Here is an 18,457-nt window from a genome sequence, read left to right as displayed (position 1 = left end):
CCGGTTACGGGTATGGGGGAGGTGGCCATGGAGCGGTGAACAGGCTGAGGATACCGGGAAGGGGACACTCGGGCCATGCCCGTCCTGCGGACTCTGCGCCGGGCCTATCTCAAGGCCTGCGACCCCGGGTTGGTCTCATCGTTGACGGCGACCTCGGGGCATAATCCAGTTGTCAGGGGGCAATCGGAGTGGGGAATGAAGTCGGAGACTTGGACGATCCAGCAGGTGTTTCAGGATCGGAAGCAGTACAAGGTGCCGTTCTACCAGCGGGCCTATGTCTGGACCTTGGAGAAGCAGTGGCCGTTGCTCTGGGCTGATATCAAGGACAAGGCCGAAGAGCGTTTGGCCAATATCCAGCCAGCACCACACTTCCTGGGGGCCATCGTGGTCGAGCCCCAGGAGAAAGTGGGCCTCCGGGGCGTGGACACGCTCCACATCATCGATGGTCAGCAACGCTTGACCACGCTGCAGTACGTGCTGGCCGGTATCCGACTGGCCACCCGCGAGTTGAAGATCACCGACTATGACTCGTACCTGGCCGCGGTCCTGGACAACCCCAATCCCACCACCATGGCCAACGCCGAGGTGGAGGTGTTCAAGGTCTGGCCGACCTTCTCCGACCAGACGGCCTTCGTGTCGGCCATGACGGCCGAAAAGCTGGCCACCCTGCAGGCGCGGTATCCCGCCCACTTCACCCAGGCCGGCACCTTCCGGCGTATCGGGATCGTCCACCCGCCCGCGCTCAACGCCATCTGGAACTTCGCCGAATGGGCCAAGGCCTGGATCGAGGCCAACGGTGGCGCGCACGCAGTTGAAGCCTTGGTCATGGCGGTGCTGACTGACCTGAAGGTGGTCCTGATCCAGTTGGAGAAGGGCGACGATGCCCAAGTCATCTTCGAGACGTTGAACGGGCGGGGCGCCGAACTCCACGCCACGGATCTGATCCGCAACCACCTGTTCATGACGGTGGACAGCAGCAAGGAAGATCCGGCGGCGCTGTATGAAGCCAAGTGGAAGCAGTTCGAGAAAGACACCTGGAAGGTCGCGGAACGGCGAGGGCGTATTACCAAGCCGCGGTTGGAATGGCTGATCTTCTCGGCCATCCGTGCCCAGACCGGACAGGAGGGCGACCTGGCCCGCCTGTACGTCGATTTCAAGAACTTCGCTCAGGGGCTGTCCACCACCGAGCAGTTGGACATGCTGGACACCTATGGCAAGCACTACCTGCAACTGATCCAAGGCAAGGGAGACTTGCCGGTGGCCCGGTTCGGGCGACGGCTCCAGCCGTTCGACACCACGACCACCCACCCGTTGGCCTTGCGCATATCGACAGCCGACGTGTCCGACAGCGAGAAGACCGCGATGTTCAACGACATCGTGTCGTACATCGTTCGCCGCGCTGTCTGTGGCCTGACGCCAAAGAACTACAACAACTGGTTCATGTCGGTACTGCGCCAGTGGATCAAGGGCGAGCCTACGCGTGCAGCCTTGAAGGATCTGCTGGCCTCATCGCCCAACAGTCCGGCGGCACGCTGGCCCGAGGATGACGAGTTCGTCCACGCTTTCCAGACGGCACCCACGTACTACGGCAATCTGGACGCGGGCCGGTGCCGAATGCTGCTCACGGAGCTGGAGGGCTGGTTGCGCCTGACCAAGCGCACGGAAGAGCCCTCCATCCCCGATCTGTCCAACCTGGACATCGACCACATCCTGCCCAGATCGTGGTACGAGCATTGGCCCTTGCCGGACGGCAGTAAGACCACGTTTGCCGAGAGCCAAGCGGCCGAACAACAGGAGCTGGTGGGTGGCGTCTTGTCGGATCACCACCAGGCTATCCGCCGCCGCGCCAAAGCCATTCCCACGTTGGGCAACCTGACGTTGCTCAACCTGTCGGTCAATCGCGAGGCCCAGAACAAGGACTTCGCTACCAAGAAGCAGCTGCTGATCGCCAACACCGTGTTGAGCCTCAATGGCGACTTGATGGCGCGGGAGTCCTGGGACGAGGACGCGATTTCGGTTCGAGCCAAGCGTCTGGCGGATGCGGCCACGCAGCTTTATCCGCGTTAACAAAAGGACCCCCGGATTGCTCCGGGAGTCCACCAGACTATGAGACTTCCCCGTTCGCACAGTCTGGCAAAGCGAAGAGGGCTGAACGTTCGCGTCAGAACGTCGAAGTCAGATCGAAGGTCAGCGGGCCGGTGTAGAAGCCGTAGGCCGGGATGGGGCCGCCACTGGGGTTGTAGACCAGCTGGAATCCGATGAACTGGGTATAGCCGGTACCGGTGCCGCCAACAATGTCAGTGTTTGACCAAGAGTTGCCAGTCACGGCTTCGCGCAGTTCGACTTCCATGGTTGCGCCACTGGTGCCTGAGATGGCCGCGATCTCGAAGCGGCCGTTGGCGTCCACGGTTGAAGTCGTGATGCTGTATCCAGCATCCTTGTTGCAGATGACCTGAATGTTGCCGCCGGCCTGGATCTGAGAGCTGTGCTGGGACAGCTCGGCGTGAACGTTGTCCACAGACGTGATTTCGCACGTGGATGGCACGTTGGCTGTCACAGTCCCAGTTGCAGAGTTGGCGAAGGCCGGAGCCGTGACGAGTGCAGCCAGAAGAGCAAGGATAAGCGGGTAGAACTTCTTCATCGGGGGAGGTCCTGTTGAGGGGGAGAGGCATCGGAACTGTTCAGTCCGATGGTTGGTTTCAGTCAAGCAAAGAAGTAGGCCTCGTCAAGGCTGGCAGACGACGATGCCTCCTTCTTTGGGCAGTACCAGTTCGCAGTTCGTGCCTTCGTGCTCCAACGTCGCTGTCGTGCCAGGCTGCTTCAACACCAGCACGCCACGCGCACCCAGTAGAAAGACTTCGCCCTGGTCGGACACCACCCGCGCGCCTTCCGGCGCGTAGGTCTCGCCCATCCGCACTTCCCACTGGCGTGCCGTCTGCGTGGTCAGGGGGAACACCACCTTGGCGCCGCCCTTGCGTAGGGGGACGACCGTTTGCTGGCTGTCCTCAATCTGTTGATCGATCGGAAGCTGGTTGGCGTCCATCACCACGGTAGAGGGGGTCAGGCCGTTCAAGCCCGAGACGAGCGCATAGCCCTTGCGGTTGGTCGTAGTGGGCCGGGTGCTACCGCGGACATCGATCCCGGCCTGTGCTGGTACTTCCACCAGTGCGAACGAGCCCATGGGGTTGTAGCCGCGCCCATTGAGGACGCCGCCCTCGCCGACCCACACGGAGTTGGCGTAGCGCCCGTGGAGCAGGAGGGGCTGTCCTCGATGTTGGCGAGCATCCAGCGTCAGGTCACCGCCGGCCACCTTGGTGTCTACGCGGGCATACACTTGGGAAGAGCTGGCCAGCGTGCCGCCTACCTGATAGCGCACATCCCGGCCTGCAAGCTCAGTCCTGCCGCTGTACACGGCGTCGAGGCTTGGGCCAACGTTCGGAGCGGCCTTGGCTGTGGCCATGACGTTGCCGCGATCGGTGCGCAGTTGGACGCCCAGGAACAGTTGGTTGTCGCCCGTTCGGAGGTCGTGGATGCCTCCCACCAGCCACGTGGCACGCTGTTTTCGCAACGACGCCATGGCCGCGACCTGCTGCAGTCGGCGGTCGTCGTTGTAGCGAATATCGGAGTACGAGAATGTAGCCCGCCACGGTCCGCCCTTCGGGTGGATGGCCAACGCTGCTGTGGTCTGCGACTGGAACCGGAAGGGGCTGTCTTGCAGCTGGGAGATTTCCCAGTAGTCGTCCGACTTACGCAGGTGCGAAGCCGACACCGACCAGTTGGGGCTACGGCGCTCATAGGCCACGCGGTAAGCAGTGCCGCGTGCGCCATCGTCGTGCTGGCTGGCCGACACATCGGCCTGGACAAGGCCTGCCTCACCCAGCGATACGGTGTTCTGCAGCGTGAGGTTGCGCCCACCTTCCTCCCCGGCCTTGCCGGCCTGGGTGGTGGCGCCGACCGTCCAGCGATCGAACACACCCAATCGGCCAGAGCCCTGGACGGCCCAGCCGTCGTAATGGTCTTCCGTTGGGTTGGTGCGCACGGCGCCTGCGGCCACGTCCCATTCCTTGTTGCCCTGACGTAGCAAGTCAGGGTGGGTATAGAAAGACCGCGAGAAGGACTGCTCGCGGCCGAACTCATCGCGCTGGATGACTTCCAGGTGGTTGAGGCCCGGAACGGCGATGCCGGGCGAGAGCTCATAGGGGCCGGGCGGAACCTGTCCCGTTGCCCGCTGATGTTCGTTGACCAGAACTTCGGCCGTGGAACGGGTATCAGCCAGGCCGCCAATCAATGGGATGTCGTAGCCTCCGCCGTAGCGGGTCAGCCGGCGATCGGTGCCCACGCGCACGCCACCCAGAACAGTTGGGTTGTTCAAGCCGTTGCTGGCCACCCCCACGTCTCCCAGCTGCAGCGACGTGCGGCTCTTCAAGTTGTCCCTCTGCCACGTCGTGGTGCCACGGATGTACTCACCCTGGCCATCCACCCAGTTCGCTTGACCCGTGGTGGTCAGCACGCCACCCGCCACGCCCGACCGCGCCACGTGGCCCAGCGACAGCCTGCGAGTGTCGCCATGGACGACAGCCGCGACGTCGTAATCCACCATCACCCCCTTGGGGGCGGGTGACACGGCTTCGGGCAGTTGGGGCGCGTAGCCCAGCTTCTTGCCGGGGCGCAGGGAGGCGGGGATGACGATTCGGACTTCGGCCGCCAAGGCGTCGTACTCCACGGCTACGCCCAGCTCCTGGGCTAACACCTGGTGGCGCGAACGCAACACCTTGGGGACGACAACGCCCCATGCGTGCCACTCGGTAGGCGTGAACGCCAACGCTTCCGGATCAAGCATCCGCGGCTCTTCGCTCACTGGCTTGCCGTCAACGACCACCAGCACCAAGGTTTCTTCGGCCCAGGCGGGGAAGGCGAGCAGCAACGCCAGAAGAAGCCACGCGGAGCGCTTCATGGCTTACTCCACGGAAAGCGTTTGCGGCACTCCACCTCGTCCAAGGAAGCTGACTTGCCCAGCAGACGAGGCTTCCACCTTCAATGACAAGCGCTCGCCCGGCAGCACGAAGTGCGTACCCGGAACGGACTGGCCTCCGTAAGAAACCTTGGAGACCGGCGCTGTGGCAGTACCGGCGTTGTGGAACACCAGAAACCCGTTTTCCCGCTGGACCTTCAAGCTGGGCTGGGCCCCGGGTGGTGCGAACACCCAGGTGTTGATCATGCGCAGCGGGATGGGAACGCTCACGCCCTGTCCGCCTGGTACAGCGTCGGCGCTATCCAGGGGCAGTTCGGTAATCCGGATCTGATAGGCCTGTTCTTGCGCAGAGCCAGGGTTGCTCCGCTTCCAGCGCAACGTCTGGACCTTGCCTGGCTCCAGCTCGATGAGAGACGAGGGGAAGAACGTCAGGTCGTTGGACGGTGTCAGGACCTTCTCGCCCGTCGGACCGACGGACATGAGGTCCACGACGATCTGGTAGCGCTTACGACCCTTGGCGTCGTTCTGGATCCGGATGGAGCCCGTGGCGGCGCTTGATTCAAGGGCCTGGCTCATGGGCGAGACCGTCATGGCCCCCGCAGGCAGGACGCAACACAGAAGTAGTGCAGCAAGAATGGCTTTCATTGATAGAGAACCGGGGAAGGTTCACCCATGCAAGCAGCAAAGCCGATTTCGGCAACCCCTGTGCCTGCGACACCACACGCAGTCTCATGAACCTATCGATGAGAAGCGTTTGCTCGGGTCTTTGACCCATCCGCGACCTGGCGGTCGCCGCTCTTGCCGGGGATACATTGTCTCCGTCCGCCATAGCAGCAAGCGCGGTGAAGCGCACGACGCTGACGCATTCCTGAAGACTTTTCTGACAAGGACCGCGGAGGCAAGCCGATGGCCACATCCCCCGTGTTTGGGGATCCTGACCATACCGCCTGCGTAGCCAGATCGGAACAACCACCGCCGACATTCGTCAGGTGTGGCCGTGAAGCTCGCCGTCCAGGAAGGACGGGGCGGTTTCCACCGACGCAGTGCTCAGCCGTGACGGCAAAGTACGCGCGAGCCATCCTAGACCATCCCGCCCTGCAGCAGCTTCCAGGCCAGGAGATGGAGTCTGACGTGTAAGCCGGATCGATCTTCTTGTTGATGCATACTTGTCCCCAACCAGGGGGTATGCATGACAACAAAGTCGAAACCGACCAGCCGGAACGTAACACCCGGCGACATCAAACGGTATCTGGATGACGCTCTCCATACAGTGGATATCTACAAGCGATGGATAGCGGGTGCGCCATACATGCTTGCCGACACCAAGCCATACCTGATGTGCGTTCTCATGCATGCGTCGTTGGATTACAGCCGCGCCATGCTGAAGCTCCTCAGAGATGATCCTGTCGAGTTCTGTGCAGTAGGCCCTGCCTTGCTCCGCCCCCAGATTGAGACCTTCATACGTGCTGGATGGATCTACTTCAACGCCGAAGAAGCTCAAGTCACAGAGTTCCTGCGCAACGATAAACTTCGGCGTCGGAAGCACAAGGATGGGCAAAGGGTCCCATCGAGTAATCCCTTCAACGGTGAAAATTTAGACGATTTTCTGGATCTCAAAAATACGATGAGCATTTCTGCCATCGCTCAAGCCTTAGAGGGAAAGCTTAGAGAGGAAGGCCTGGAAATAGACCTCGCAGCGTATGTTGAAAGAGAAGATAGGATGCCCAACGGGTTATGGGCTGGACTGAACGGATTGCTGCACGGTGGGAACATCCTACTCAAGCTTTACATGGCAGATGATTCACCGCTCCCGACGATTGGGACGGGGCCGCAGTTCACCAACACTGTTGTGACGACGTCCATAAGTGTAGACTTGGCATTCAAGTCGGCGGGGTTGGTGGGCCACGCCGTTCGCGATAACAGCCCCACCCGAAAAGAAGCACTGGTGAATGCAATGATCAGTTTCCGAAGTCGCCACGACGCATTGATGGCACGACTGACCCACAACCTGCATTGACCTGACCAGGTCGCATGGAACCTCTCGGTTCCCCTGGTTGGGGCTACGAGGGAACTTTCATGACGACATTGAAGAATGGCGGCGACTACGCACGCCCGCCAAAATCGAATAACAACAAGCAAGGTGGCGCAGATAAGCGCTCTGGTACCGACCCTCTCGGCACCTTGTTCTCGCGCCTAGGCGACCCCGGGTTGGGCAAGGGTTATGCCACCTTGTCCGATTTCGCCACCGCGGAAGAAGGGGTTGCAAAGGCACAGGCCGAGGCAACGGGACGCGTCTACTCAGAGTTGGCTGGCAAGGCTGAGACCGAAACTGAGCGCGACAAGCGCCAGGCGGGTTTTGAGGAGGAATTGCGCCGTCAGCGGCAAGAGCAATGGTTGCGCGCCGAACGGCGGAAAAGCCTTTTCAACAATCTGACGGCCTCCTGCGGGGCGTTGGCCTTGGCATTCGTCGGCGCTGCGTTCTTTCGCGGTCGATGAGGAGAGTGAGTCTGGCATTGTTCACTCGCAGGCGCCTTCCGCCGCTTCGCTTGTGGCGGAAGGCGTCTCATAAATGCGGCACACTCCCCTCAAAGGGGGAACCATGGCCGACTCCAAGAACCTGCGCCAGCGCACAAGCGATGCGTTGAAGGTCCTGCACCAGACGCGCAGCACCCTGTCTGACATGGGCCATATCGGCTCTGAGCGTACGGCGACCGTCCTGCCCCTTGTGCTCGCTTCGATGGACACAGCCGAGGCCATCTACGCCTTGCTCATCAATCAGCCTGAGAAGTCCTGGGTGGCCGCGCTGATCATGCAGCGGGCCCAGATGGAGTACGTATTGCGAGCGGCGTTCTTTGCCAAGGCGGCCAGTGATAGGGAGATCGCCCGCTTCCGTCGCAAGGGAAAGATGCCCAATCGGGGCAAGAACCAGATCTACGTGGCCGATGTCGCGAAGGAAGCCGCCCTGCACCTGGGCTGGGATGAAGAGAAGCTGCTGCGGACGGTCAAGAGCCACTACAAGGACCTGTCTGGCCTGGTCCACGGTGGCAAGGAAGTGTTGGCGATCTACACCCAACACGAGGCTTGGGGTGACATCACCATTGAGTGGGACGAGCTGATACACGCGGTGGACAACGTCTTGGTGTTCGCCCAACTCGCGCTTGGCGTAGCCATGTCGCTGTCACCACTGGATCCCGAGGCCATGGATCGACTGGTGCGGCCATCCTACGAGGCGGCGCACGCCTACTTCGGGAAGGGCGGTCCGGAAGAGTAGGGAAGGCTTACATTTTTCCGGGGTCGGTCGTACTTGTCCCACGGCCGGCAACTTGGCTCAGTAGTGACCGCTTCAACTCGGCAATGGACTCGCTAAGCCACGTGTCGAAACTCTCGTAGCTCAACTCCAGCTCAGGGAAGAACTCGCATAGATCCTGCCTCACCGAGGTCGATTCGATTTCTTCGAGTCCTTCGGTCCGGTAATACAAGCTGTCCTTATCGTCAGGATTGGTGATGAAAAATTCATTGGCATAGGACTGCACCTCTTCGTCCGTGGCTTCGTCACCTTCGGCCCAGTCATCATTGACGGCGAGCACGGCGAGGTCATCCAAGTCGAACCCGCCGATATCGATTACGTCATCCAGTCCCGCTCCAAGAACAGCTGCCAGCCGTTCTTGGGCATCCATATCGTCCCAACCAGCCAAGTGGGGAAGGCGATCTACCAAGTGGCGTTCAGTCATCGCTGCGAAGGCTTGGGGTGGCGACGCCATCTTAGCGGGTCCCAGTAATCGTTCGCACCTGGGGACTTGACGGGGATGACCCATCACGGATGTTGGTGATGTCATCCACCGTCTACTTCCCCATGAAGCACATCTTCTTCCTCTGCTACTACTTCTTTCTCGTCTGGTTCGTCTGGGTGGGCGGCCTGTTGGGCCTGACCACCAAGGCCGGCTACAACGACTTCTGGGCGGGCCTTTTCCTCGCTTGGGCGGGCGGGATGTACCTCTTGCCGTCGATGGTTGGCGCCCACCGCGGTGCAGGTCACAGCACTCGGATTTCCATGATCAACGTGTTCCTGGGTTGGACCGGCATTGGCTGGCTGGTAGCGCTGGCCATGGCGCTGTTCTATCGGCGCGCTTACTGATCCTGGTTCCCTCTGGGTTTCGACCCTATCGCTGGCCCGGTCGCGTTCGGGCGCAAGGCTTGCGCCTGGTCCGCTACACCTGTTCCCCCTAAAGGGTGCGGACGCTGCGTCCGCACAGGTTCCACTGCCCCCTGCGGTGCACCCGCCCTGGCTCGCCCGAGCCCGTCGGGTCTCCCACCCAGGAGACGCACCATGACCTTCGAGCAAGACGTTTCAAACCTACGGGCCAACGCCAATAGCGCCCTGCTGGACAAGATCGTGGGCTACTACGGTCCCGCCGACGAGATCGAGCCTTGGGCTCACCTCAACTCACTGCTGTGGCCTGAGCTGTCCGAGAACGAGAACACCCGTCGCGAACAGATCCCTGGTGTGCTGGACGAGTACCAGGACGAGCTGCGGCGCTACATCCGCCGCTACGACGATCTGCGGGAGCGCCGGCTGGACGCACTATCGAACTACGACCTTGGGATCGCCCATCGCCAATCTGGCCCCGAGAACGGCTTGTTCCAGGCCTTGGACGCGGTGCGCAACCACATCGGCCGGGCCCGGGCCCAGGTCCTGTGGCTCTTGGCTGAGCAGGACCGTCTGGCCTTGCCGCAACTGGCCCTCTTTTGAGGGCCAAGCTAAACGGGCTATGAACACGCCTCATGTGGTGTAAGTCCATGATTGGCATCTGTTTTCCGGCTGAAAAAATACCCTGACCCTATTACAGAACAACGGGCTTTCGCTCCTCCGGAACGAGGTGCTCGCGGGGTGGTAGAAATCCGATCCTGAACAGGCGTAACATTTTCCCCGTTGGCGACCCACAGGGAAACCAATGCGACGCATGGGGCGCCGCGCCCACACCGCAAGGTAGGCATGTCCGGAACCCGTAAGGGCGGCTAATGACGAGGCGCTAAGGCGGCTGGCCAGTTCACCAGCAAGGGCGAATGCCCATTCCGCGATTGCCTAGATCGCTCCCCTCGCTGAAAGGCGAAGGGACCCCCTCCGCCCACAGCGCGGAGGGTCGATCTAAGGCCCTGACTCGTGGAGATTACTTCTCGCTTTGCCCCTCGTTCCACCCGCCGCGGTGGCTCTTCCATCCAACTGACCAAGGGCGATTGCCTCGCCCAGCTGAAAAAGCTGCCGGACGCTTCCGTCGATCTGGTGCTGACCGACCTGCCCTATGGCACCACGGGCTGCAAGTGGGACACGGTCATCGACCTGGCCACCATGTGGCGTGAGCTGTATCGCGTGGGCACGCCCGAGTGCGTGTTTGTCTTCACCGCGCAATCTCCTTTCACCTTCGTTCTGGCCCAGTCCAACCCTTATGGGTTGAAGCACCTGCGCCACACGATCGTGTGGGAGAAGTCCAACGGCACCAATCCGCTGCTGGCCAAGCGCCAGCCCATGAAGGTGCATGAAGACATCCTGGTGTTCTGCCGCAAGCAGGCTCGTTACAACCCGCAGATGATCGCCGGCAAGCCGTTTTCCACTTCGACCGGCAAGTTCACGGGCGGGCAAGCTGGCGGCATGGCGGGAATGCCGCGCAACGCCGCCGAAAACACCAGCACGCGGTATCCGCGTTCCGTCCAGTTTTTCTCCTGGGAGCGCGGCTGGCACCCCACGCAAAAGCCCGTGGCGTTGATGGAGTGGTTGATCAAGACCTACTCCAATCCGGAGCACACCGTGCTGGACCTGACCATGGGCTCGGGCACTACGGGCGTGGCTGCTGCCAGGACGGGCCGGAACTTCATCGGCTTCGAGCTGGACGCGCAGTACATGGCCATCGCGCGTCGCCGGATCCGTTGCGCGCAGAAAGGCAAGGCCGATCCGCAGCCGACTCAGGCCTATCGCCAAGCTAGGCCGCGGATGGAGACCGTCCGGGGTGGCGCGAAGTTGCTCTCCGGTCGCTCAAAGCGCACCACCACGGCGTTGCGGAAGGAGGTGCGTCATGTCGCATGAGCGCAAGTGGAGGCGCTGCGTGGAGACGATGGTTCGCAATGAAGGCCTGGCTATCGTTTCTGTTTCCAAGCATGCATCGGGGCATCTTCGATTGGTCATTGGACAGCACGGACGGTCTCGCGTCCTGACGACTTGTAGGGCGGATGGCGATCCACGCCAACGGCTCAATGTCAGGTCGCAGATCCGGAAGCTTGCGCGTCAGATGGCAGAAGGAAACGACGAATGAGCTGACGAAGTCCTTCTAAGGCAATCAAAACGGCGCCTCAGGTCGCCGTTCCTCTTACAGGTTAACCACTGCTCGGGACGCCGCTGCCTTGCGGGCGCCGTCCCGCTGGGCATGGTGATAGCCAGCATTCGACTTGGCCTTGTCGTCTGGCTTCAATAGCTTGACCTTGGTGGGCTTCTTTTCAACGTAGACCACGTCATCGTCGCCCACGCGGAAGTTGGTGATGTAGGAACGCTTGCAGGCCTTGCAGGCCTTTAAAGTTTCGCCAGCTTCCTTCAGGCGATAGCGAAATCGCCTGAGATCCAAGTTGGTTCCGCAGAGCCGATGAAGCTCCTGGACCGTCACGTTTCGGTACGAGGACCAACTTGCGAAGTAGTTGTGCAGCCACATGGCAAGCAGGTTCCGCCCAAGGCTTGCCATCCGCATGATGTCGTTGTCCAGCGTTTCGTCGTCCAACAACTGAGCGAGGTCGGGGTTCAGGCGAACGGCCATGAGCTTCGTTTCATGGTCTTGCCCAGTAGCATCCAATAGATTGCCCACATAGCGGCTGCGATGTGACTTCAAGAAAATGCGAGTTCCTTGTAGGTCTTCGAGGAGTCGACGCAATGACTTGCGCTGAACATGATCGCGATAGTCCTTTCCCATCAATCTCAGGATCTCATTGGCAGGCACGATGAACGTATCGCCAGCCAGCCCATTGTGGAGGCGGCCTAGATAGATCACTGCTTGCCAAGCCAGCAAATGCTCCTGGTTGAGGTGCGGACCTTCGCATTCGATGTCGATGCCCAAGGGTCCGCTCTCGAACGCAATCCGCTTGGTGGTCTCGGTGTCCTTTCGATCTCGACGCATGCCGGACTTGGCAACGCTGAACAACTCGCTGCGAAGGAACGAGAGGGGAACCTGGGTGAAGGTTTCTGGGAACTTCGCCTTCTCGCTTGAAGGAGTCTGGGGAAGTTCAGTCGTTGCGGGGGAAGGCTGGGGCGTGTCCATGAACGACACTAACGCCGCCCAATCATCCGTCAAGTTCGCTTGCCGAGACTGCGTACCAGTCCACCAAGGAAGGGCGGTGATCAGTGACGCCAGGGGCGGTGATCAGTGACGGATGGGGCGGTGATCAGTGACACTTCCCCAGAACAAGGGCGGTGATCAGTGACACCGAGGGGCGGTGATCAGTGACAAATGGGGCGGTGATTGATGACGCTAAATTTTGAGCTATATCGCGGCAATGCGTTGATTCAGCGAAGAAAATCGGTGCCAGGTGCCCACCGAAATCCGCTACAGGCTTTAGGCTTTAGAGCTTTAGGCTTTAGAACCTAAAGGTTGAGGGTGCGCCGGAGGGCGCACGGATCCATTCGGATCTGAGGAAAAGCCAAGAGCGAAGAGCAACAGCCACAGCGCCGGGGGCTTCGCCCCGCCGGCCAGCGGAGCGGATGTGTCTGCTTCATCCCAGCGCGCCCTATGGGCGCGGACCACTGGCCTGGGGCCAGGACAATGGCCGCCAAGGGCGGCCGGCCTTCGGCCTGGAACACACGCAACGCTTCACCCAGCCCAAGGCGTAGCCGCGGCGCGCCAGCGCCGCCAGGGCCTTAGCTCCTTCCCAGATCCCACCAGGCCGCCGCAGGCGGCCGTCCACGGCGCGATAGCGCCGCTACCGAGCCCACTGCGCTGGCGCAAGACCGTATCGGTTCGCAGAAGCCAACTTGCGGGCCGGCCAACCTGCCGCAGACTGGACGGGGCATAGAGGAACCCGTCCCATGTCTGATCCGAACTTCACCGACGACGAAATCCTGATGGCGACCGATCGCTTCGAGGTTGTGTGCGAAAAGCACGCAACCCGCATGCAGCTGGCTGACGAATGGTTCGTGCCGGGCAAGCATCACTCGACCATCGAGACGTGCTGCAAGTACGCCAGATCCGCGTTGGAGCGAGGGTATGACGTACACATCAAGTGGAAGGTGAAAGATGGATCGACACGAGTACCAGAGGCTGCAAGCCAAGAACTTCTACGACAACCTGCGGGAGGGCGTCGCCCCTCCGTTCTTCCGATGGCAAGACCCTGACACGCCACTGCCACAGATCGGCGGCGAGCCTCGCGGTGTATCTGGCTACTGCTTCGAAGCTGACAACGCCCTGCAGCTGGCCATGGCGGCCAAGGCACAGGGCTTCCAGAGCCCATACTGGCTGTCTACTGAGCAGGCCAACGCGGCCGGTGGCTATATCCGCAAAGGCGAAGTTGGGACGAAGATCCTGAAATGGATCCGCAAGGACGGCCAGCTGTCAGAGCGAGTACCAGCCACCGTATTCAACGCTGACCAGATCAAGGGCTTGAACCTGCCCAGGCAAAAAGGTCTGACCCTCGAGCAGCAGGCCACCCGACAAGCCGGGCTGGATGCCTTGATTGCGCCGCGCAAAAAAACGCCGACCATGGAGCAGTACAACGCACGGTTGAAGGAACTCATGGCCCAGAAGTTTCCCGCGCGGGAGGACGTGCAGGACAACGCCCGGATGGCACTTCGTCGCGAATACGCGGTCATGACTGGCCAGGCACGTCTGGGTCTGCCGCGGGAAGTCGGACCCGAGCTGGCCCAGGAGTTGAAGCCCTTCATCGAACACCGGCCACACCCACAGGAAGTCGTTCGCGCCCTGGACGACGCCTATGCGGCGTTGAAGGAGGTCGGCATCGAGCCGCTGGTGTACGCGAACGTGCCCAGGAAGGAGATGGCGCAGCAGCCGGTCAAGCCTGCCAGTGCGCCACGTCCGAAGCGGGAACGGACGCAAGACAAGGCCAAAGAGAGGGGAAGGGAGCAATCCAACGACATTCCATTCTGACGGATGGGTTCGCAGATCTGAGCAGACAAGGGGCGGAACAACCGCCCCTCCGTCTGGGAGGGGTTGCCGAATTCGGCATCGTTTCTAGGTTGGGTGTGGTCTCCCCACATTCCCTTCCCCATGAAAAAAATTGCACTCCTACTGGCCCTCGCTCTCCTGGCTGCACCCTTCATGGCCAATGCGGGCCAGCTCTCCTCGGACTTCCGGGGCCGGGTGGTCGATGCGCAAGGACAAGCAGTTCCCGGCGCCGTCATGATGGTTGAAGCCATAGAAACAGGACGCGTGACACGACACGTGGCCAATGCAAAGGGACGGTGGCATGCCGTCGGGCTGCGGTCGGATCTTACGTATCGCGTGAGCTGCTACGCGCCCGGAGCAGCCGTCCCGGCCGTGCGCTTTCAGGGCCGAGTGCTCTTGGGGCAGGTTCATTTTCGCAACTGCGTCATCGGTCAGGTCGGCCCTCATTCACCCGCTTGGCTGTCGTCGTGGCAGTGGCGGCAAGCGCCAGGAGAGCGGTACGTTCTGCGTTAATCGAGTTCCCGTCGGAAGCTGGGTCTCGGCAACCTTCATGGGGCTTCTGTACGGGGGAAGCGGCGCTCAGGCGCCGTTTCCTTTTTGGGGAACATGCGTACCTCTGGCGCGCGCTCGGGCTACGGACACTTTGCCGGGTCGGTCCAGGCCGCAAGGCGTGCGCCTGCTCCACACGCTGTTCCCCTAAAGGGCGCGGTCGCCACGCCCGCGCAGCTTTTGTTTCGCCCGCAAGCGCAAGCGCTCGGGTGCGGCCCGGCCTGGTGGCCCCGGCGGCGGTCCTGCGCACGCCAATCCGGCGCGCCAGAGGAAACCGCAATGCGAGTCCCCAAGCCGCTCACGACCGAACAGAGCCGTCTCATCGAGCAAGCCGAGGCCCTCATGCGCTCTCGTATCCGGAGCGATGGAGCCCAAATCTCCGATCCGTCCACCGCCGGCTCGATGTTCCGCTACCGGCTGGCCAGCCACGGCCGGGAAGTGCTTTCAATCGCCTTCCTCAACACGCGCCACAAAGTCATCGCGGTGGAAGACCTGTTCGCGGGCACTCTGGACGCTTCGGAAGTGCACACAAGGGAAATCGCCAAACGCGCCCTGGAACTGAACGCAGCAGCGATCATCATGGCTCAAAACCACCCGTCGGGCTCCCTGGAACCAAGCGCCGCCGACAGAGCATGCACAACTCGCTGCAAGCAAGCACTCGCCCTCGTAGAAGTGAGGCTTCTTGACCACTTCGTGGTGTCCGCCGAAGGCTACACTTCGTTGGCTGCGCGTGGCTGGATCTGACCCAGCGCTACGGGGTTGCCCGCAACGGCAACCCTTTCACAATGGTCGGATGACCAAGGTACATCGAGCCCTGCTGGATCTCGTTCGGGAACGCATGGGGCCCACGCACCCCAACTACACGGCGCTGCTGCGAGCCAGGGACGATGTGCGGGCCATGGCCCATGTCCTGGGAGTGAGGGGCATAGACCCGGACAGCTCAGATCTGGAAGGCTCCACCATCCTTCATCAGCCGGACGTGTCCTATGGCGTGATCCAGCTGCTGTTGGCAGCAGGTGCCGACCCCGATGCACGTTGGTATGGCGGCCATGGCCGCACGCCACTGTACTTTGCCACCGTTCCGGGCGTGCCTACACTGCTATATGAGGCTGGCGCTGACTTGGAACATCGCGATGTCAGCGGCCTGACCCCGCTGCTGTTCAACATCCAGTACGGCGCCGTGGACCTGGTGGAGGAGCTGCTTGGGCTGGGGGCGGACGACACCGTTCACGACGACGCGGGACTGGATGTATTCGACTACGTCAGTCTTGTGCCCACGCAAGCAATCGCCGAGCAGCTGGGCGCGATCTTGCAGCGGCATCGCGCCCAACGGGCGAAGACGCGAAGGGAAGGGCTGGTAGCTGTCGCTCGGCCCGGATTGCGACAGTGCGAGCCGCAGCGCCGCTTGTAGTTTGCGCTGCTCTTCGCATTATTCAGACCGCCATCTTCCGGATGGCACGGCGCTGCCTATTGTGGGAGTTCCTTCACTCGGAGTTCTCCCATGGAAGACGCCATCTCACTGAGCGACGCCTTGGACGCGGCGCTTCGCTACCGTGTCGTTCGTACCTCTGATGGGGTGGTGATCCAGCCAGGAACGGCGGATGACTACTTGCTGGATATCGAGCAGGCCGTGGAGAAGGTACGGATCTCGTTGGAGCGGGGCGATCTGGTCATCACAGACGAAAGCTCCGAAGACGAATGAAGTACGCGGAGCTTGCGCAACAGCAGGCGCAACTCCTGATTGACCTGATGGCACAAGGGAAACCCTTTCTGCCATTTTTGAAGCCGGGCGATCCCCATACCGTGAACAACCTGCCGTACAACCCGACAACGGGTAAGGCGTACAGGGGCGGAAACCGGGTCATGTTGTGGATCGCCAGCATGGTCAATGGCTGGGAAGACAATCGCTGGGTGACCTTCAAGCAAGCGCAGGCGCTTGGCGCGTTCGTGAAGAGGGGATCGAAGTCGATCCAGCTGCGCTACACGATCTATCCCGACGAAAAGGGGGCCAAGTCTTCGCCGGTTCACGATCACGGGAATGTACCTGTTGTCAGACCCGAGAACGACAAGGTCAAGACGTTCTTCTTCAACGTCTTCAATGCCTCCCAGGTGGAGGGGCTTCCACCGCCTCCGCCGCGCCCGGAGACTACTCCGGCACAGCGGATCGAACGGTGCGAGGCCTTGCTGAAGGCCTCGGGCGTTCCGATTGTGTACGGGGCAGCGCAGCCCCACTACTCGCCGCGTTCCGACCAGATCGGATTGCCATACCCCGAACGTTTCGTGAGCCCGGAAGCCTTTTACAGCACAGCACTGCACGAACTGGCTCATGCAACTGGCCACCCATCCCGATTGGATCGCGACCTGTCAGGTGCATTCGGTTCGGAGAGCTACGCACGCGAAGAGGTGATTGCAGAAACCGCCTCGCACATCATGGGCGTGGAGTTGGGGATTGGGCACGATCCGAGTCAGCACGCAGCGTACATCCATCACTGGATCAACATTGCCAAAGAAGATCCGAACTTCCTGTACTCGGCTGCATCAGCGGCAGAGAAGGTGTGCGACATCGTCGGGCTTGAACGCTTCCGGTTTGAGCCGTTGCTGGAAGAGCCGGAAGTGGAAGTTGATCCTCGATCAGTGGAAGTCCCTGCACTGGAATATGCCTCGGTTCCCTCCTTGATCCACATTCCTGGAATGGAGATGGCATAGGGCCTCCTGCGGATCGCGCCCGTCGTCTTTCGACCGATCACGGATCGGCCCTGCGGGCTTGGTCGCTGGCCCAAAATTCTGGTCAACGCTCTTCGGCGGGAATGCCTTCCGCCGGCGCTTGTCCTGTCAATGGTCGCTCCAGCGGCCCGTGTCCTCGACTGCGTCTGCGGGCCGCACCAGCCGCTGGTGCTTCTTCCATTGACAGCGCGCCGCCTGCCGGCGGCCGGTCCCCATTCGGGAACATCGCGGGGGCGTGTCCCCGTGTGGGAACCAACAATGAACTGGCAAGAAGCACTGAGCGCCTACGACGCCCGCCTAGACGATGACGGCCGGATCGTGCGAAAGGGCAAGACCCTGGGCGTGGTGATCACCGAGAAGAGGAATCGACTGCGGATCGAGTCGGTGGCCGGCACGCTGCTGGCAAGCGGCCCCGTCGAGCCCCGTACCGTTGAGCGGTTCGTCGAGAGCTTTTGGTTCTGGACCAAGGAGGTCCACTGATGGCCACTTACCGCTTCAATCTCCGGCTGGACCGGATCGTGCCTCATACCGCCACGGTTGAGGTGGAGGCTGACAACATCGCCGACGCGATCCAACAGGTGCGCGCCGCTGACGGCGACGGGGCTGTGTGGACGCCCGAAAGCTATGGCTACTGGGGCGATGACATGGTGGTGGACGGCATGCATCGCGTCGAACCCGCACTGGACTTCCAGGTGGTGGCTGACCCCATCGAGGAACTGGGGCTGGCGTGGTTCAAGCGTATGGAAGCCAAGCAGGTGACCCCATGAGGCACCGGAAAGGCCCAATTTCGCCTGGCTACGTGCGCCGGACTTCCCCCACAGCCTGCAGCGTCATGCCCTTCTCTGGCTCCACCGCAGCAGACATGGAGCAGCTGCGGTTCCTGGCCGGGCAGTACGCCAGGCAGGTGCCGTTCGGCTTGGATTGGCCCGTGAACTTCTGGGCAGACCGCATCGGCTTTGACGCGGGCGACCACGCCGCCCGTTGCTGGCTCGATGGCTACTTCCAGCGGTTCACCCATCCGGCCAGGCACGCCGGCAACAACACGAAGCACTGAACGACT

Annotated in this window: 21 protein-coding genes; 16 read left to right on the top strand and 5 right to left on the bottom strand. The window is 61.6% G+C overall.

The features are described 5' to 3' along the window. Positions 1–195: 195 nt before the first annotated feature. The gene (locus tag FKV24_RS00830) at positions 196–2,067 is read left to right on the top strand and encodes a DUF262 domain-containing protein (protein WP_141480834.1); all 1,872 of its coding nucleotides are present in this window, start codon (positions 196–198) and stop codon (positions 2,065–2,067) included. A gap of 94 nt (positions 2,068–2,161) precedes the next feature. Here the strand turns inward: FKV24_RS00830 and FKV24_RS00825 are convergent, their stop codons facing one another. The 3 genes from FKV24_RS00825 to FKV24_RS00815 all read right to left on the bottom strand — a co-directional run bounded on the left by FKV24_RS00825 (position 2,162) and on the right by FKV24_RS00815 (position 5,548). Beyond that, positions 2,162–2,641 (bottom strand): Csu type fimbrial protein, encoded by a 480-nt coding sequence (locus tag FKV24_RS00825; RefSeq protein WP_141480833.1) that lies wholly within the window; start codon positions 2,639–2,641, stop codon positions 2,162–2,164. Positions 2,642–2,725: 84 nt separating this feature from the next. Then, entirely contained in the window at positions 2,726–4,954 is a 2,229-nt protein-coding gene (locus tag FKV24_RS00820; RefSeq protein WP_141480832.1) for a fimbria/pilus outer membrane usher protein, read from the bottom strand. Positions 4,955–4,957: 3 nt separating this feature from the next. Further along, the gene (locus FKV24_RS00815) at positions 4,958–5,548 is read right to left on the bottom strand and encodes a fimbrial biogenesis chaperone (RefSeq protein ID WP_141480831.1); all 591 of its coding nucleotides are present in this window, start codon (positions 5,546–5,548) and stop codon (positions 4,958–4,960) included. Between the two features lie 613 nt (positions 5,549–6,161). Here FKV24_RS00815 and FKV24_RS00810 point away from each other — a divergent pair. From FKV24_RS00810 to FKV24_RS00800, 3 genes are all read left to right on the top strand, one after another. Continuing rightward, positions 6,162–6,989: a hypothetical protein gene (locus tag FKV24_RS00810; protein WP_141480830.1), complete on the top strand. Its 828-nt coding sequence runs from the start codon at positions 6,162–6,164 to the stop codon at positions 6,987–6,989. A gap of 59 nt (positions 6,990–7,048) precedes the next feature. Next, positions 7,049–7,468, top strand: coding sequence for a hypothetical protein (locus tag FKV24_RS00805; RefSeq protein WP_141480829.1), 420 nt, complete (start codon positions 7,049–7,051; stop codon positions 7,466–7,468). Between the two features lie 103 nt (positions 7,469–7,571). After that, positions 7,572–8,243 (top strand): hypothetical protein, encoded by a 672-nt coding sequence (locus FKV24_RS00800; protein ID WP_141480828.1) that lies wholly within the window; start codon positions 7,572–7,574, stop codon positions 8,241–8,243. A gap of 7 nt (positions 8,244–8,250) precedes the next feature. Here the strand turns inward: FKV24_RS00800 and FKV24_RS00795 are convergent, their stop codons facing one another. Continuing rightward, positions 8,251–8,703 carry a hypothetical protein gene (locus tag FKV24_RS00795; protein WP_141480827.1) on the bottom strand — a complete coding sequence of 151 codons (453 nt, stop codon included), beginning with the start codon at positions 8,701–8,703 and terminating at the stop codon, positions 8,251–8,253. 98 nt (positions 8,704–8,801) lie between these two features. Here FKV24_RS00795 and FKV24_RS00790 point away from each other — a divergent pair, with 98 nt between their 5' ends. From FKV24_RS00790 to FKV24_RS00780, 3 genes are all read left to right on the top strand, one after another. After that, complete coding sequence (locus tag FKV24_RS00790) at positions 8,802–9,107, top strand: superinfection immunity protein (protein ID WP_170288159.1); 306 nt, start codon at positions 8,802–8,804, stop codon at positions 9,105–9,107. A 192-nt stretch (positions 9,108–9,299) separates the two neighbouring features. After that, on the top strand, positions 9,300–9,722 hold the full coding sequence (locus FKV24_RS00785) for a hypothetical protein (protein WP_141480825.1): 423 nt from the start codon (positions 9,300–9,302) through the stop codon (positions 9,720–9,722). Positions 9,723–10,133: 411 nt separating this feature from the next. Next, positions 10,134–11,051, top strand: a complete 918-nt coding sequence (locus FKV24_RS00780; protein ID WP_211371741.1) for a DNA-methyltransferase — start codon at positions 10,134–10,136, stop codon at positions 11,049–11,051. A gap of 280 nt (positions 11,052–11,331) precedes the next feature. On the opposite strand, the gene FKV24_RS00775 is transcribed toward FKV24_RS00780, so the two are convergent. Continuing rightward, positions 11,332–12,267 (bottom strand): hypothetical protein, encoded by a 936-nt coding sequence (locus FKV24_RS00775; protein WP_141480824.1) that lies wholly within the window; start codon positions 12,265–12,267, stop codon positions 11,332–11,334. 972 nt (positions 12,268–13,239) lie between these two features. Between FKV24_RS00775 and FKV24_RS00770 the strand changes: the two genes are divergently transcribed. The 9 genes from FKV24_RS00770 to FKV24_RS00735 all read left to right on the top strand — a co-directional run bounded on the left by FKV24_RS00770 (position 13,240) and on the right by FKV24_RS00735 (position 18,451). Next, positions 13,240–14,106, top strand: coding sequence for an ArdC-like ssDNA-binding domain-containing protein (locus FKV24_RS00770; protein ID WP_141480823.1), 867 nt, complete (start codon positions 13,240–13,242; stop codon positions 14,104–14,106). Positions 14,107–14,226: 120 nt separating this feature from the next. Beyond that, positions 14,227–14,637, top strand: coding sequence for a carboxypeptidase-like regulatory domain-containing protein (locus FKV24_RS20155; protein ID WP_425481554.1), 411 nt, complete (start codon positions 14,227–14,229; stop codon positions 14,635–14,637). 315 nt (positions 14,638–14,952) lie between these two features. Then, positions 14,953–15,417, top strand: a complete 465-nt coding sequence (locus FKV24_RS00765; RefSeq protein ID WP_170288158.1) for a JAB domain-containing protein — start codon at positions 14,953–14,955, stop codon at positions 15,415–15,417. 49 nt (positions 15,418–15,466) lie between these two features. Next, a complete protein-coding gene (locus FKV24_RS00760) occupies positions 15,467–16,084 on the top strand; it encodes an ankyrin repeat domain-containing protein (RefSeq protein ID WP_141480821.1) in 618 nt (205 codons plus the stop codon). 90 nt (positions 16,085–16,174) lie between these two features. Further along, positions 16,175–16,375 carry a hypothetical protein gene (locus tag FKV24_RS00755; protein WP_141480820.1) on the top strand — a complete coding sequence of 67 codons (201 nt, stop codon included), beginning with the start codon at positions 16,175–16,177 and terminating at the stop codon, positions 16,373–16,375. Next, positions 16,372–17,379, top strand: coding sequence for an ArdC family protein (locus FKV24_RS00750; RefSeq protein ID WP_141480819.1), 1,008 nt, complete (start codon positions 16,372–16,374; stop codon positions 17,377–17,379). The genes FKV24_RS00755 and FKV24_RS00750 overlap by 4 nt, the downstream gene beginning before the upstream one ends. A 276-nt stretch (positions 17,380–17,655) precedes the next feature. Next, positions 17,656–17,877: a hypothetical protein gene (locus FKV24_RS00745; RefSeq protein ID WP_141480818.1), complete on the top strand. Its 222-nt coding sequence runs from the start codon at positions 17,656–17,658 to the stop codon at positions 17,875–17,877. Further along, a complete protein-coding gene (locus FKV24_RS00740; protein WP_141480817.1) occupies positions 17,877–18,164 on the top strand; it encodes a hypothetical protein in 288 nt (95 codons plus the stop codon). Before FKV24_RS00745 ends, FKV24_RS00740 begins: the two co-directional genes overlap by 1 nt. 95 nt (positions 18,165–18,259) lie before the next feature. Further along, positions 18,260–18,451 carry a hypothetical protein gene (locus FKV24_RS00735; RefSeq protein ID WP_141480816.1) on the top strand — a complete coding sequence of 64 codons (192 nt, stop codon included), beginning with the start codon at positions 18,260–18,262 and terminating at the stop codon, positions 18,449–18,451. Positions 18,452–18,457 lie beyond the last annotated feature (6 nt).

It is taken from the genome of Marilutibacter maris, assembly GCF_006546735.2.
GTDB lineage: Bacteria > Pseudomonadota > Gammaproteobacteria > Xanthomonadales > Xanthomonadaceae > Marilutibacter > Marilutibacter maris.
The sequence above is the reverse complement of the archived record's forward strand: the minus strand, read 5'-3'. Positions and strand labels throughout refer to the sequence as shown.